Annotated in this window: 13 protein-coding genes; 1 reads left to right on the top strand and 12 read right to left on the bottom strand. The window is 74.1% G+C overall.

Translation table 11 applies throughout. The annotated features are described in order from the left end of the window. Window positions 1–5: 5 nt before the first annotated feature. The 4 genes from ACZ6ZR_RS03085 to ACZ6ZR_RS03070 all read right to left on the bottom strand — a co-directional run bounded on the left by ACZ6ZR_RS03085 (window position 6) and on the right by ACZ6ZR_RS03070 (window position 3991). Window positions 6–644, bottom strand: coding sequence for a dihydrofolate reductase family protein (locus ACZ6ZR_RS03085; protein WP_465638782.1), 639 nt, complete (start codon window positions 642–644; stop codon window positions 6–8). Window positions 645–800: 156 nt separating this feature from the next. Continuing rightward, complete coding sequence (fabG, locus tag ACZ6ZR_RS03080) at window positions 801–1559, bottom strand: 3-oxoacyl-ACP reductase FabG (protein WP_465638780.1); 759 nt, start codon at window positions 1557–1559, stop codon at window positions 801–803. Window positions 1560–1599: 40 nt separating this feature from the next. After that, a complete protein-coding gene (locus ACZ6ZR_RS03075) occupies window positions 1600–2787 on the bottom strand; it encodes a thiolase family protein (protein WP_465638778.1) in 1188 nt (395 codons plus the stop codon). Between the two features lie 37 nt (window positions 2788–2824). Beyond that, entirely contained in the window at window positions 2825–3991 is a 1167-nt protein-coding gene (locus tag ACZ6ZR_RS03070) for an acyl-CoA dehydrogenase family protein (protein WP_465638776.1), read from the bottom strand. A gap of 146 nt (window positions 3992–4137) precedes the next feature. Here ACZ6ZR_RS03070 and ACZ6ZR_RS03065 point away from each other — a divergent pair, with 146 nt between their 5' ends. After that, window positions 4138–4788, top strand: a complete 651-nt coding sequence (locus ACZ6ZR_RS03065) for a TetR/AcrR family transcriptional regulator (protein ID WP_465638774.1) — start codon at window positions 4138–4140, stop codon at window positions 4786–4788. Between the two features lies 1 nt (window position 4789). On the opposite strand, the gene ACZ6ZR_RS03060 is transcribed toward ACZ6ZR_RS03065, so the two are convergent. The 8 genes from ACZ6ZR_RS03060 to egtA all read right to left on the bottom strand — a co-directional run bounded on the left by ACZ6ZR_RS03060 (window position 4790) and on the right by egtA (window position 13471). Continuing rightward, the gene (locus ACZ6ZR_RS03060) at window positions 4790–5947 is read right to left on the bottom strand and encodes a phosphotransferase (protein ID WP_465638772.1); all 1158 of its coding nucleotides are present in this window, start codon (window positions 5945–5947) and stop codon (window positions 4790–4792) included. Window positions 5948–5988: 41 nt separating this feature from the next. Next, entirely contained in the window at window positions 5989–6315 is a 327-nt protein-coding gene (locus tag ACZ6ZR_RS03055; protein WP_465638770.1) for a DUF6191 domain-containing protein, read from the bottom strand. Window positions 6316–6406: 91 nt separating this feature from the next. Beyond that, window positions 6407–7474, bottom strand: a complete 1068-nt coding sequence (locus ACZ6ZR_RS03050; RefSeq protein ID WP_465638769.1) for an RNA ligase (ATP) — start codon at window positions 7472–7474, stop codon at window positions 6407–6409. Window positions 7475–7595: 121 nt separating this feature from the next. Further along, window positions 7596–8738: a nitric oxide synthase oxygenase gene (locus tag ACZ6ZR_RS03045; RefSeq protein ID WP_465638767.1), complete on the bottom strand. Its 1143-nt coding sequence runs from the start codon at window positions 8736–8738 to the stop codon at window positions 7596–7598. Between the two features lie 174 nt (window positions 8739–8912). Continuing rightward, complete coding sequence (gene egtD, locus ACZ6ZR_RS03040; RefSeq protein ID WP_465638765.1) at window positions 8913–9887, bottom strand: L-histidine N(alpha)-methyltransferase; 975 nt, start codon at window positions 9885–9887, stop codon at window positions 8913–8915. A 55-nt stretch (window positions 9888–9942) separates the two neighbouring features. Further along, entirely contained in the window at window positions 9943–10692 is a 750-nt protein-coding gene (gene egtC, locus ACZ6ZR_RS03035; RefSeq protein ID WP_465638763.1) for an ergothioneine biosynthesis protein EgtC, read from the bottom strand. Beyond that, window positions 10692–12113: an ergothioneine biosynthesis protein EgtB gene (gene egtB, locus ACZ6ZR_RS03030; RefSeq protein ID WP_465638762.1), complete on the bottom strand. Its 1422-nt coding sequence runs from the start codon at window positions 12111–12113 to the stop codon at window positions 10692–10694. The genes egtC and egtB overlap by 1 nt, the downstream gene beginning before the upstream one ends. Next, complete coding sequence (egtA, locus tag ACZ6ZR_RS03025; protein ID WP_465638760.1) at window positions 12107–13471, bottom strand: ergothioneine biosynthesis glutamate--cysteine ligase EgtA; 1365 nt, start codon at window positions 13469–13471, stop codon at window positions 12107–12109. The genes egtB and egtA overlap by 7 nt, the downstream gene beginning before the upstream one ends. Window positions 13472–13599 lie beyond the last annotated feature (128 nt).

The following is a 13599-nucleotide window of genomic DNA, read 5'->3' as shown; positions in this document are numbered from 1 at the left end:
CCGGTTCAGTCGGAGAGCCCGCGGTCCGGGGCGCTCATGTCGCCGGTCCTCGGGACGCCCTCGGCCAGGCCGTAGCGGAGCAGCACGGTGCCCTTGGAGCCGGCGGCCGGGGGTTCGAGGAGGGTGAGGTTGCTCGGGACCGCGCCGTCGCCGAAGACCTTCTTCCCGACGCCGAGGACGATCGGGTGCACCCAGAGGTCCAGCCGGTCGAACAGCTTCTCGCGCAGCAGGCTCTGGACCAGGTCCAGGCTCCCGACCACCTTGATGTGCTCGTGCCGCTCGCGGATCTCGCGGACGGCTGCGGCCAGGTCCGGGCCCAGCTGCACGGAGCCGGCCCAGGGGAGGTCCGGGGTGCCGCGGGAGGCGACGTACTTCGGGACGCGGTTGAAGAGCGTGGCGATCCCGTCGTCCTGGCCGCTCTCCTGGTGCGGCCAGTACCCGGCGAAGATGTCGTACGTCCGCCGCCCCAGCAGCAGCGCGTCGGTGTCCCGGTACGCCGCCATGATCTGCGCCCCGGTCGCCTCGTCCAGCAGCGGCGCCTGCCACCCACCGAACGGGAACCCGACCGGATCCTCCTCCGGCCCGCCGGGCGCCTGCCCGACCAGGTCGAGGGTCGCGAACATCTCGATCTCAATGAGGCCCATGACCTCACGATAGGCCTGCGGCGGGCTCAGGGCCGGGAGGCTACTCCGGGGGCGGGGAACGGCAGCGCCTGCAACTGGCTGATGGCGTCTCAGTTGCAGGTGAGCCGCCTTCCGGCTCGCGCAGTTCCTCGCGCCCCCGGCATGACCGATGTGCCTCTACCGGGCGCCGCCGTTGACGTAGAGGGTCTGGCCGCTGACGTAGGCGGCGTCCTCGCTGGCGAGGAAGGCGACGACGGCGGCGACCTCCTCCGGGAGGCCGACGCGGCGCAGGGGGGTGCGTTCGGCGGCCAGGGCCTGGTGCTCCTCGGCGGTGGCGCCGACCCGTTCGGCGGTGGCGGCGGTCATGGAGGTGGCGATGTAGCCGGGGGCGACGGCGTTGACGTTGATGTTGAAGGGGCCGAGCTCGATGGCCAGGGTGGCGGTCAGGCCCTGGATGCCGGCCTTGGCGGCGGCGTAGTTGGCCTGGCCGCGGTTGCCGAGGGCGGAGCGCGAGCTGAGCGAGACGATCTTGCCGTACTTCTGCTTGCACATGTACGTCTGGGCGACGTGGCTGCAGTTGTAGGCGCTGGTCAGGTTGACCGTCAGGACGGCGTCCCAGTCGCTCTTCGGCATCTTGAAGAAGAGGTTGTCCCGGGTGATCCCGGCGTTGTTGACCAGGATGTGCAGCGCTCCCAACTCCTCGACCACGGTGGCGAAGACGCGCTCGACCGCGTCGTAGTCGGCCACGTCGCAGCCGTAGGCGCGGGCGGTGCCGCCCTTGGCGGTGATGGCGTCCACGGTGCCCTGGGCCCGCTCGGCGGTGAGGTCGAGGACGGCGACGGTGGCGCCCTCCTCGGCCAGCCGGAGGGCGGTGGCGGCGCCGATGCCCTGGGCCGCCCCGGTGACGACGGCGATCTTCCCTGCGAAACGACTCATGATGACGACTCCTCAGACCCTGAAAAAGTTCGGTACTTGCTCAGACCTGCTCGACCAGGACGGCGCTGCCCTGACCGACCCCGACGCACATGGTGGCCAGCCCGCGCCGTGCGCCGGTGCGCCGCATCCGGTGCAGCAGGGTGGTGAGGATGCGGGAGCCGGAGCTGCCCAGCGGGTGGCCGAGTGCGATGGCGCCGCCGGTGGGGTTGACCAGCTCCGGGTCGATGCCCAACTCCCGGACGCTGGCGAGCGCCTGGGCCGCGAAGGCCTCGTTGAACTCGGCCTCCTCGACGTCTGCCAGCTGCCAGCCGGTGCGGGCGAGCACCTTGCGGGTGGCGGGGACGGGGCCGATGCCCATCACATCGGGGTGGACCCCGGCGGAGGCGCCGGCGACGTAGCGGCCGAGCGGCTGCAGGCCGAGGTCGCCGAGTGCCTCCTCGCTGACCAGGAGCAGACCGGAGGCGCCGTCGTTCATCGGGGAGGCGTTGCCCGCGGTGACGGTGCCACCGGCCCGGAAGACCGGCTTGAGGGCGGCCAGCCGCTCCAGGGTGGTGTCCTCGCGGATCGACTCGTCCTGGGCGACGGTCACGCCGTCGGGGCGCAGCACCGGCAGCAGCTCGGCGTCGAAGAGACCGTCCTTGCGGGCGGCGGCGGCCCGCTGGTGGCTGCGCAGGGCGAAGGCGTCCTGGTCCTCGCGGGAGACGCCGTACCGGGCGGCCACCTCCTCGGCGGTCTCGCCCATCGAGAGGACGCCGTGCAGCTCGCGCATCCGGGGGTTGGTGAGCCGCCAGCCGAGCCGGGTGTCGAAGGTCTCCATCCTGTGCGGGAGGGCCTCGTCCGGGCGGGGGAGCACGAAGGGGGCGCGGGACATCGACTCGCAGCCGCCGGCCAGCACCACCTCGGCCTCCCCGGAGCCGATGGCCCGGGCGGCGGAGGTGACGGCCTCCATCCCGGAGGCGCAGAGCCGGTTGACGGTGGCGCCGGGGACGGTGTCGGGAAGGCCGGCCAGCAGGACGGCCATCCGGGCGTTGTTGCGGTTGTCCTCGCCGGCCTGGTTGGCGGCGCCCCAGTAGACGTCGTCGATCCGGGCCGGGTCCAACTGCGGTACCTCGTCGAGCAGTCCGCGCAGCACCAGGGCCGAGAGGTCGTCCGGCCGGACGGTGGAGAGCGCGCCGCGCAGCCGCCCGATCGGGGTGCGGCGGGCGGCGGCGAAGTAGACGGGACGCACGGTGGGGCTCCTCAACTACTCAGGGGGGAAGGGGATTTCAGAAGGCGTTGACGCCGGTGAGCGCCCGCCCGATGAGCAACTTCTGGATCTGGCTGGTGCCCTCGTAGAGGGTCATCACCCGGGCGTCGCGCAGGTACTTGCCGACCGGGTACTCGTCGATGAAGCCGTAACCGCCGAACACCTGGAGGGCGTTGTTGGCGGCCTTGACGGCGGCCTCACTGGCGAAGAGCTTGGCGGTGGAGGACTCGGTGGCGAACGGCAGGCCGCGGTCGATCAGGTCGGCCACCCGCCAGGTGAGCAGCCGGGCCGCCTCCAGCTCCACCGAGATGTCGGCCAGCATCTCCTGCACCAACTGGTAGGAGGCGATGGGCTTTCCGAACTGCTCGCGCTCGGTGGCGTAGCGGACGGCGGCGTCCAGGCAGGCCCGGGCGATCCCCACGCAGCCGGCCGCCACCGACATCCGGCCCTTGGCCAGGGCGGACATCGCGACCGTGAAGCCCCTGCCTTCCGGGCCGAGCCGGGCGGAGTCCGGCACCCGGACGGCGTCGAAGGTGAGCTCGGCGGTGGCCTGGCCGCGCAGGCCCAACTTGCCGTGGATCTCCCGGCGTTCGAAGCCCGGGGTGTCGGTGGGCACCAGGAAGGCGGTGATGCCCCGGTGCCCGTCCCCGCCGGTGCGGGCGAAGACCAGGGCGACGTCGGCCCAGGTCCCGTTGGTGATGAAGGTCTTGGCGCCGGTGATCAGCCAGTGGCCGCCGTCGGAGCCGTCGGCGCCGTCGCGGACCGCCCGGGTGGTGAGGTTGGCCGCGTCCGAGCCGGTGCCGGGCTCGGTGAGGGCGAAGCAGGCGAGCGCCTCGCCGGAGCTGAGCCGGGGCAGCCAGTGCCGCTTCTGCTCCTCGGTGCCGAAGCCGTTGACGGACTTGGCGACCAGGCCGAGCGAGACCGAGACGATCCCGCGCACCGAGGAGTCGCCCCGGCCGAGCTCCTCCAGCACCAGGCAGTACGCCAGGTGGTCGCCGCCGCTGCCGCCGTACTCCTCGGGGATGGTGAGGCCGAGGAAGCCGACCTTGCCGAGCTTGCCGATGACCGCCCGGTCGACCGACTCGGCGCGGTCCCAGTCGGCGGCGTGCGGGACGATCTCGCGGTCGGTGAACTCGGCGGCGAGCTCGCGGACGGCGGCCTGCTCCTCGGAGAGCTCCAGGTTCATGGCGGTCCTCGGCGGTCGGCTGCAAGGGCGGGCAGTGGTCAAAACTAGCGGTGCAAGTTTTAATCGACTGTAGCCCGGCCCCGCAAGGGTGGGAAGACCCCGCCTGGAAGACTGGAGCCACCGCCACCCGACCGGAGGAAGCAGCCATGGCCCGCCCGCGCACCCCTCTGCTCAGCCGCGAGCGGATCGTCGCGGCCGCGCTCGCCCTGGTCGACGCCGAGGGGCTGGCCGCGCTCTCCACCCGGCGCCTCGCCACCGAGCTCTCGGTCAGCGGCCCGTCGCTCTACAACCACTTCGCCACCAAGGACGAGCTGCTCGACGCGGTGGTGGACGGCGTGATGGGCGAAGTCGACCTGTCGATGTTCCACCCGTCCGGCGGCGGGCCCGCCGACTGGCGCACGGCGCTGCGCGACTGGGCCCGCTCCTACCGCGCGGCGCTCGCCGCCCACCCCAACGTGGTGCCGGTGCTGGCCCAGGGGCCGGGGCGGCGGCCGAACGCGCTGCGGCTGGCCGACGCCGTCTTCGGCTGTCTGGTCGAGGCCGGGTGGCCGCGCGGCCAGGCCACCCGGATCGGCGCGCTGATGCGGTACTTCATCACCGGTTCGGCGCTCGGCTCCTTCGCCGGCGGCTTCCCGGAGGACGCCGCCCTCTACGGCGAGGAGTACCCCCACCTCGGCGAGGCGCACAAGCTGGCCGAGCACCGCCGCCGGATCGACGAGGGCGCGTTCGAGACCGGGCTGGAGGCGCTGCTCGACGGCCTGGAGCTGCGCTACGCCCGTACCGTCGAGGGAAGTTGAGTCAGCGGGCGGCGAGCGCCGCCCGGACTTCGGACTCCGGGTCGCCGGCGTGGTAGACCCGCTCGGTGGCCTCGATGCCGTCCAGGAACTCCTGGTAGCGGACGGCGTAGCCGAGGTGCACCAGCGGTCGGGCCAGCTCCAGGGCGCGGGCCGGCTCGGAGCCCGGGGCGTGCGCCGTCCAGGCCTCGGTCCAGAGGCGGCGGACCGTCTCCCAGCGCTCCTCGGAGAGGAAGTCGCGCGGGCGCAGCCCGTCCACCGCGGGGTGGCCGAGGTAGCTGTCGGAGAAGTCGAGCAGGGTGGTGCGCTCGCCGTCGAAACGCCAGTTGCCCGGGTGGAAGTCACCGTGCACCAGCGTCTCGGGCAGCCCGCAGGCGGCCAACTCGGCGATCAGTGACGGGAGTTCGGCCAGCAGCAGGTCGGCGGCGGCGCGCTCCTCGGAGCTGAGGCCGGTGAGCCGGGGCAGTAGGCCGGCGAAGGCGGGCACCAGGGTGCGCGGGGTGCGGTCCGGCAGGTCGCCGACCTTGCCCGCCAGGGCCGCCTGGGCCGCGACCAGCCCGGGCACCGCCGCCAGCATGCCGTCCTCCGGCAGGCCCCAGCAGTCCACGCCCGGGGCGTCCCCGAGCAGCAGCCGGCCCGGCTCGGCGGCCAGCACCGCGGGGACCGACTCCGGTGCCACCGAGGCGAGATGACGGATCACCAGGGCCTCGTCCACCGCGAACGGGGGAGTGGTCTTCAACCAGGCCGAACCGCCGCCGACCGGCAGCCGGTAGAGCCCGGAGAGGTTCCAGCTCTTCACCTGGACGGCCGGCCCGGTCGCCCCGGCCCGCTCGGCCGCCCAGTCGAGCGCGGCCCGCAGCCCCGCCGGGGTGGCCCAGCGCGCGCGCAGCGGGTCCTCGCCGACGGTGAGGGCGGTGGGCTCCAGCCCGGCGGCCGGACGCGCCAAGGCCTCGACGTGGTAGGCGACTTCGCCTCCGACCCCACCGGTGCCGCCGTGCGCGAGCAGCCGCAGCACCAGCACCGGCACGCCGAGCAGCCGCTCGGCGGCCTCGGCCACCTCGCCGGTCTGCTGCCAGCGGGGGTGGGCCACCGGGAACGGCCCCGCCTGCCCGAGGACCTCGCCCTGGTACGTCACCAACACCGTCACGCCGCGCTCTGTCACGCGCGGAAGTCTGGCCGTGGCCGGTCACCGGGGCAAGTGCTTTACGGAGCGTGCTCCTTCGGGACGACGATGACCGCCGTGCCGGCGCGGAGGTCGACGGTCGAGCGGGGCGGTGCGCCGTCGCTCTCCTCGTCCCGCAGCATCAGCGACGAGGCGCGCTCGTCGAGTTCGTGCGCCTTGTTCCCGTTCACGCCGGCGGTGAACACGTCGAACGCCACGTTCGACAACGAGCGGTCCTTTCGCCGCCGACGCAGCCGCTCGGGCATGAAGCTGAAGTCCGAGAACCGACGGAGCACGGTCTCCGTCATGACGAAGGCGATCAACACCACCGAGAGCCCGGGAAGTGACACCCAGAAGAACAACGACATGACCGGCCAACCCCCGCCCCCGGCAGGGCGCTTGCCGCCCTGTCCCCACCGCACCAACTCCCCGCCTGGCCTGCGGGTTCCCGGCGGACGGTCACTCGTACTCGGTGCCGCCCTTGCGGGTCAGGTAGGCGCCGCTGACCACCTTGGCGATCGCCCGCCCGCCGGTCACCGGGCTGTAGCGCTCGACCACCGGCCGGACCACCACGCCCTCGCGGATGTGGAGCCCCCGCCCGGAGACGGTCTCCCGGCCCTCCGCCAGCTCCAGCACCGTCCCGGCGTCGAACGGCCCGCGCCACAGCTCGGGCACCAACGGCAGCTCCTTCTCCAGGAGTTCGGCCGGGTCCAGCCAGCGCAGCTGTCCGTCGATCTCGGCCGAGAGGGCGAAGACGGCGTACCCGGGAAGCTCGGTGCGGCCGGACTCGCCGTAGCCGAGGTCCTGCACGCCCGTGCCGAACACCTCACCGAAGACGCCGACCCGGGTGGCCCCGAGCCGCTCGGCCAGCCGGGCGGCCACCTCGGGGACGCCGTGCGCCCTGACGGTGCGCCAGTAGAGGTTGGCGCCGTCCTCCTTGAGCGCCAGCCCCTGGGCGCCGATGCCCTTGGAGGAGACCTGGACGGTGCCGGTGGCGGCGTGCAGGGTGAGCAGGCAGCAGGTGCCGTGCAGCTTCTCGGTGACCACCACCGGCTCGCCCGGCTCGAAGACGTCCGGGAAGCGCTTGAGGTTCTCGATGTCCACCCAGGGCAGCAGCTCCGGGGCGGACTCCACCTCGCCGCTCATGCCGACCGGGATCGGCGGCACCCACTTGGTGATGCCCAGCAGCTCGGACAGGTCCGCCCCCTCGGCCTCGGCCGCCACCAGCTCGGCCTCGGAGACCGCGGCGGGGCGGCAGACGATGCCCTGGGAGAGCTCGCCGCGCAGCCGGACGGCCTTGACCCGGTCGTGGCCGCTCCCGGCGAGCCGCCCGGTCAGGCCGAGCTCCTCGATCAGGGCGGCGGGCAGCACGGCCTGCTCCGGGATGTAGACGGCCAGTTCGCCGGTCCGGTACGCGCCCTTGGCCACGACGGCGCGGTAGAGGCCGACCTGGGCCAGCTCCAGCGCGTCGGCGTTCGGATGGGTCAGGACGGTCAGCCGTTCGACCGTCACTCGCAATGTCGACATGTCGGTACCTCCCCCGTTGGTGTGGACGCCGCCCACTCTGACGGGGGCGGCCCGCCCGGCGCGAAGGGTTTTCTGCCGACGGGGCGTCAGCGGGCCGTCAGCCGAGCCGTCAGCCGGGCCGTCAGCGGGGCAGGAAGGCCGGCCGCAGGTCCGGGTCCACCGGGTCGTAGTAGCGGTGGTACACCGGGGTCAGCCCGCCGGAGACCGGGGGGACGATCCAGCTCCAGTCCGCCGGGGTCTGCCTTCCCAGCCGCTCCTCCTGGGCGATGTGCTTCAGGAAGCGCTCCGACTCGGTGTGGTGGTCGGCGATGGTGACGCCCGCCTCCTGGAAGGAGTGCAGCACCGCGACGTTCAGCTCCACCAGCGCGCGGTCCCGCCAGAGGGTCCGCTCCGAGGAGGTGTCCAGGCCCAAGCGCCGTGCCACCTCAGGGAGTTGGTGGTAGCGGTCGGCGTCGGCCAGGTTGCGGGCACCGATCTCGGTCCCCATGTACCAGCCGTTGAACGGCGCCGCCGGGTAGTGGATGCCGCCGATCTCCAGGGTCATGTCGCTGATCGCCGGGACGGCGTACCAGCGCAGCCCCAGCTCGGTGAACCAGGTGTGCTCGGGGTGGCTCAGCTCCACCTCCAGCACCGCGTCCTCGGGCACCTCGTACCAGTGCGGCTCCTCGCCGGGGCGGCGCCGGACCATCAGCGGCAGCACCTCGAACCGCTCCTCGCCGCCCTTCCAGCCCGCCTCCCGGGCCAGTGCGGCCAGCCCGGCCCCGGCCGGGTCGCCGACCACGGCGCCCTCCCGGGTGGTGTGCCCGGCGTAGCGGACCAGCTGCTGGTTGACGATCTGCGGCCCCGGGCGGCCCGGCCGGTCCGGGGCGAAGACGGTGATCACCGGGCGGATCCGGCCGCCGTTGGTGGCCGCCCGCAGGTGCTCGAAGCACTCGGCGGCCAGCTCCTCGGGGGAGTCCACCTGCCGCCGGTCGCGCACCACCAGGCTGCGCCAGTAGAGCCGCCCGATGCAGCGGGCCGCGTTCCGCCAGGCCAGCCGGGCCCCGAAGGCCAGCTCCTCGGCGGTGTGCTCGTACGTGCCGGTCCGCTCGATCTCGGCGAGCACCTGACGGACCCTCGGCGCCGGGTCGCCGCCCCCGGGCAGCTCCCGGTGGAACTGCCGGACGAAGTCCACCGCCCGCCCGGCGAGCGAGTCCGCCGCGGGTGGCGACGGAACGGGCTCCGCCACCACCGCGCCACCGGAGTACGGACATCCGGGGGCCATGGCGGCGACGGTCGTGGCGACGACGGGCCTGCGGGTACGAAGCCGACTGAAGATCAAGGACACCTACCTCCCACGGCCATGGAAGCCCAGGTGCCGGACCGGCCGGACGGAGTGTGGCAATCCCGCCCGGCCGGTGTGATGACCCGCTAAAGTGCGCGCGCGCCCCAGGGGACGTCAGCCCTGCGGGAACGAGAGCGAGAGCCCGAACCGCCCGGCCCGGTCGGTCCACCACTGCGAGAGCTCCAGGCCGGCCGCCGCCAGTTCGGCCGTGATGCCCTCGCGGCGGAACTTCGCCGACACCTCGGTGCGCAGCTCCTCGCCGCGCTCGAAGTCCACCGCCAGCCCGAGCTCGCCGATCTTCACGGTCTGCGCGATCCGCGAGCGCAGCCGCATCTCGATCCACTCCTCCTGCTCGTCCCAGAGCGCCACGTGCTCGAACAGGCTCGGGTCGAAGTCGGCGTCGAGCTCCCGGTTGACCACCCGCAGCACGTTCTTGTTGAAGGCCGCCGTCACCCCGGCCGCGTCGTCGTAGGCGCGGACCAGCACCTCGCGGTCCTTCACCAGGTCGGTGCCGAGCAGCAGCGCGTCGCCCGGCGCCATCGCCTCCCGCAGCCGGGCCAGGAAGACCGTCCGCTCGGCCGGCAGGAAGTTGCCCAGCGTGCCGCCGAGGAAGACCACCAGCCGGGGGCCGCCGCCGGGCGGCAGGCCGAGCTGCTCGGTGAAGTCGGAGACCACCGCGTGGGTGGTGAGCTCCGGGTAGTCCACGGTCAGCGACTCGGCCGCCGCGGTGAGCGCGCTCTCGCTGACGTCCACCGGCACGTACGTCCGCAGGGTGCCCAGCTCGCGCAGCGCGTCCAGCAGCAGCCTGGTCTTCTCCGAGGCGCCCGAACCGAGTTCGACCAGGGTGCGGGCCCCGGTGACGAGCGCGATCTCGGAGGACCGGTCGGCCAGGATCTCCCGCTCGGCCCGGGTCGGGTAGTACTCGGGCAGCCGGGTGATGTCCTCGAACAGCTCGCTGCCGCGCGCGTCGTAGAACCACTTCGGCGGCAGTGTCTTCGGACTGGCCGTCAGACCGTGGCGCACGTCATGGCGTAGCGCGTGGTTGAAATGGTCGGCGGCGAGCAGGCGGGTCAGCTGGTGGGTCTTCACGGCTGTACTCCTTCGTGCGGCGTTCGTACGTGCGGCAAGTCGGTTCGTGGGTGGGTCAGTTGAGGCGGTCGAGGGGGAGGACGGTCACGCCGTCCGTGGCGGTGGCCAGCAGCAGGGATCGGTCCGGCACCCGCTGCCACCCCGGTGAGTCGTCGCCGGGCTCGGAGGCGACCAGCACCGAGCCGGGCCCCGAGCGGTGGTACAGGTCGTCGCCCCAGGCGGTGGCGGCGATCGAACGGCCGTCGGTGAGCAGCAGGTTGAGGCGGGCCTCGGTGTGCTTCGCCACCTCCCGGACGGTGTCCGCGAGCGCCTCGCCCGGCGCGGCCCCGGCCCGGAGCCGGTTCAGCGCCAGGGCCCAGACCAGGGCCGAGTCGGTGCGCGCGGTGAGCGCCAGCAGCTCGGCCGGGGGCAGCAGCGCCGCCAGTGCGCCGAGCTGCTCCGGCCAGCCGGGCAGCACCCCGTTGTGGGCGAACAGCCAGGGCCCGGCGGCGAACGGCGCCGCCGCGTGCTCCCCGGCCGCGCAGCCGTGGGTGGCCGAGCGGACGGCGCCGAGCACCGCCCCCGACCTGACCACCCGGGCCAGGTCGGCGAAGCCCTCGTCGGCCCAGATCGGCCCCGGCCGCCGGTAGCGGGCCGGCACCTGGTCACCCTCGGCGTACCAGCCGATGCCGAAGCCGTCCACGTTCATGGTCCCGTGCTGCTGGAGCCGCGGCGCCCAGGACTGGTGGTACAGCCCCGACGGCGGGTCCACCACCAGTTCCCGGAGCGCCACCGGCGGCCCCAGATAGGCCAGCTGGCGGCACATCAGCCCTGCTCCGCGTCCCGCGCGGTGCGGAAGCCGGAGAAGATCTGCCGCCGGATCGGGTAGTCCCAGTTCCGGAAGGTGCCCCGGCTGGCCACCGGCGCGGCCGCGAAACAGCCACCGCGCAGCACCTTGTGCTCCGGGCCGAAGAAGACCTCCGAGTACTCCTCGTACGGCCAGGCCCGGAAGCCCGGGTACGGCCGGAAGTCGCTGGAGGTCCACTCCCACACGTCGCCCATCAACTGCCGTACCCCGTAAGGGGACTGGCCCGCTGGGTAGCTGCCGGCCGGGGCCGGCCGCAGGTGGTGCTGGCCCAGGTTGGCCAGCTCCCGGGTCGGGTCCTGGTCGCCCCAGGGGTAGCGGCGGGAGCGGCCGGTGGCCGGGTCGAAGCGGGCCGCCTTCTCCCACTCCGCCTCGGTCGGCAGCCGCCGGCCGGCCCAGCGGGCGTAGGCGTCCGCCTCGTACCAACTGACGTGCAGCACCGGCTCGTCGGCCGGCACCGGCTCGGTGACGCCGAAGCGGCGGCGCAGCCACTGGCCGTCCTCGCGGCGCCAGAACAGCGGGGCGGTCAGCCCGGCCTGCTGCCGGTGCGCCCAGCCCGCCTCGGTCCACCAGCGCGGGTCGTCGTAGCCGCCGTCGGCGATGAACCGCTGGTAGGCGCCGTTGGTGACCGGCGTGGTGTCCAGGTGGTAGGCGGCCAACTCGACCCGGTGGGCCGGGCGTTCGTTGTCCAGCGCCCAGGGCTCGGTGTCGGTGCCCATGGTGAACGGGCCCGCGGGGATGAGGACTTCGGCCGGGAGCGGGCCGGTCCGGGTGTCCGGCGGCTCGGGGGCGGTGAGCACGGCCGGGCCCCGGCGGAGCTGATGGGTGATCAGCATGGTCTCGTCGTGCTGCTGCTCGTGCTGGACGATCATGCCGAAGGCGAAGCCGTCCCGCAGCAGCGGGGAGGGGCCGTCCAGCGGGGTGGCCGCCAGCAGGTCGAGCGCCCGGCCGCGGACGGCGTGGGCGTAGGCGCGGGCCTCGGCGGGCGGCAGCAGCGGCAGCTTGGGCCGCTCCGCGCGGGGGTGCTCGAAGGCGTCGTAGAGCGGGTCGATCTCGGGGTGCATCGGGTCCCGGCCGCCGACGTTGCGCAGCAGCCAGAGCTCCTCCTGGTTGCCGATGTGCGCCAGGTCCCAGACCAGCGGCGACATCAGCGGGGAGTGCTGGGCCGTCAGGTCGTGGTCCTCCAGCGCGGTCAGGCCGGCGGTGCGCTCGCGGGCGCCGAGCAGCTCGGCGGCGATCCGCTCGCGCAGCGCCTCGGCGCCGCCCTCGCGGGCCTGGTCCAGGGTGGGGGCCGAGGTGTGGGCCGGAGTGTTGTCCGGGGTCGGCACCAGTGTCCGCTCCGGCGTCCGGTCCGAGGCACGGTCAGTGGCTTCGTTCAGCATGCTGCGGCCTCCAGGGCGAGCGGGAGCGCGCCGGAGCGCACGGCGTCGAGTTGGTCGTCGGCGGGGCACCGGCCGCGGGCGGGGTAGCGCTCGGCGAAGTCGGCCAGCGCGGTGCGCAGCCGGGCGGCGGGGGCGCCGCGCCGGGCCAGCGCCTGGTCGGCCAGCGCGAAGCAGGCCAGCGCGGCCCGCCGCAGCTGAGGGTCGGCCACCGCCAGCGCGGCGGCGCGGTGCCAGAGTTCGGTGCGCGGCGGGTGCCGGTCGCGGTAGGACGGGGTGCCCAGCGGCTCCAATGCCTCGAGGGCGCCGTCGGCGGCGGCCGGGTCGTCCAGCAGCGCGGAGACCAGGGCGAGCGGCACCTGCCAGCCCTCGCCGGGCTGGGCGTCGATCATCCGCAGCTCCAGGTGGCCGCGCGGGCGGACCGGCGGGAAGAGCGTGGTGCGGTGGTACTCCAGGTCGGCCAGGGTGGCCGGGCGCTCGCCTCCGCCGCGGAGCCAGCCGCGGAAGGTGAGGCCGGGCGGGGCGGTCCACGGCAGGCCGTCCGGGCGGCGGATGCAGAGCACCTCGGCGTCCAGCACGTACTCGGCCCAGCGCTCGCGCGGGTCGCCGTCGAGCACGGGGGCCAGGGTGCGGGTCGGGTCCATCCGGGACCAGACCAGCTGACGGGTCGACCGGTGGCCGGTCGGACGGCCGTCCAGCAGGGGGGAGTTGGCGAACGCCGCGACCAGGACCGGGCCGAGCAGGTGGAGCAGCTGCCAGCGGGCGGGGTGCGAGAGCGGCCCGTCCTCGGTGCCGGCGTCCACGCAGACCTGCGCGGAGGCGGTGCCGGTCATCATCACCCGGCCCCACGGATTGGCCCGTTCGAAGTGGTGCTCCATGGCCAGGTAGCGGGGGTGGTCCAGGCCCATCAGGCGCTCGCGCCCCAGCGGGTCGGTGCCGCTGCCGGTCAGCCGCAGTCCGTGGGCGGCGAGGGTGGTGCGGAGGGCGGCCTGGTCGGCCAGCAGGAGTTCGGCGCAGGCCTCGGGGGTGGCGGCGGGCGGGGAGCTGAGCTCGACCTGCCCGCCCGGCTCACGGGTGAGGACGCTGCCGGAGGGGAGGAGCGGACCGTCCGGCCCCTGGTGGACCGGGAGGGCGCCGAGCGCCTCCGCGATTCTGGAGGGGGCCACCGGAGCGGCGGGGGAGAGGGTGTCGTGGACGAACCACTCGGACTCCACACCGACCAGCCGGGGAGGTCCGATCTTGAAACAGACGCCGCTCAGATGGCTCAGCGCGGCGGACTCGCTGAGCGGTATCGGGCTCTCGACGGCCTGCTGCTCGGGCGCCGACTGGACGGCGGTCAGGCCGGGGCGTAGCGGGGTCACCGGGATCACGTCTCCTTGGGTCGTGCCGCACCGGGCGAGTGCCCGGGCGGGCTCCGGCCGGAACGGCCGGGCCACGGGCGGCGGGCCGACGGCGCGGCGCCCACGCCGCCCGGGCGTGGAGCTCCTGC

The sequence above is a fragment of the Kitasatospora sp. NPDC088742 genome, from assembly GCF_055584905.1.
The sequence above is the reverse complement of the archived record's forward strand: the minus strand, read 5'-3'. Positions and strand labels throughout refer to the sequence as shown.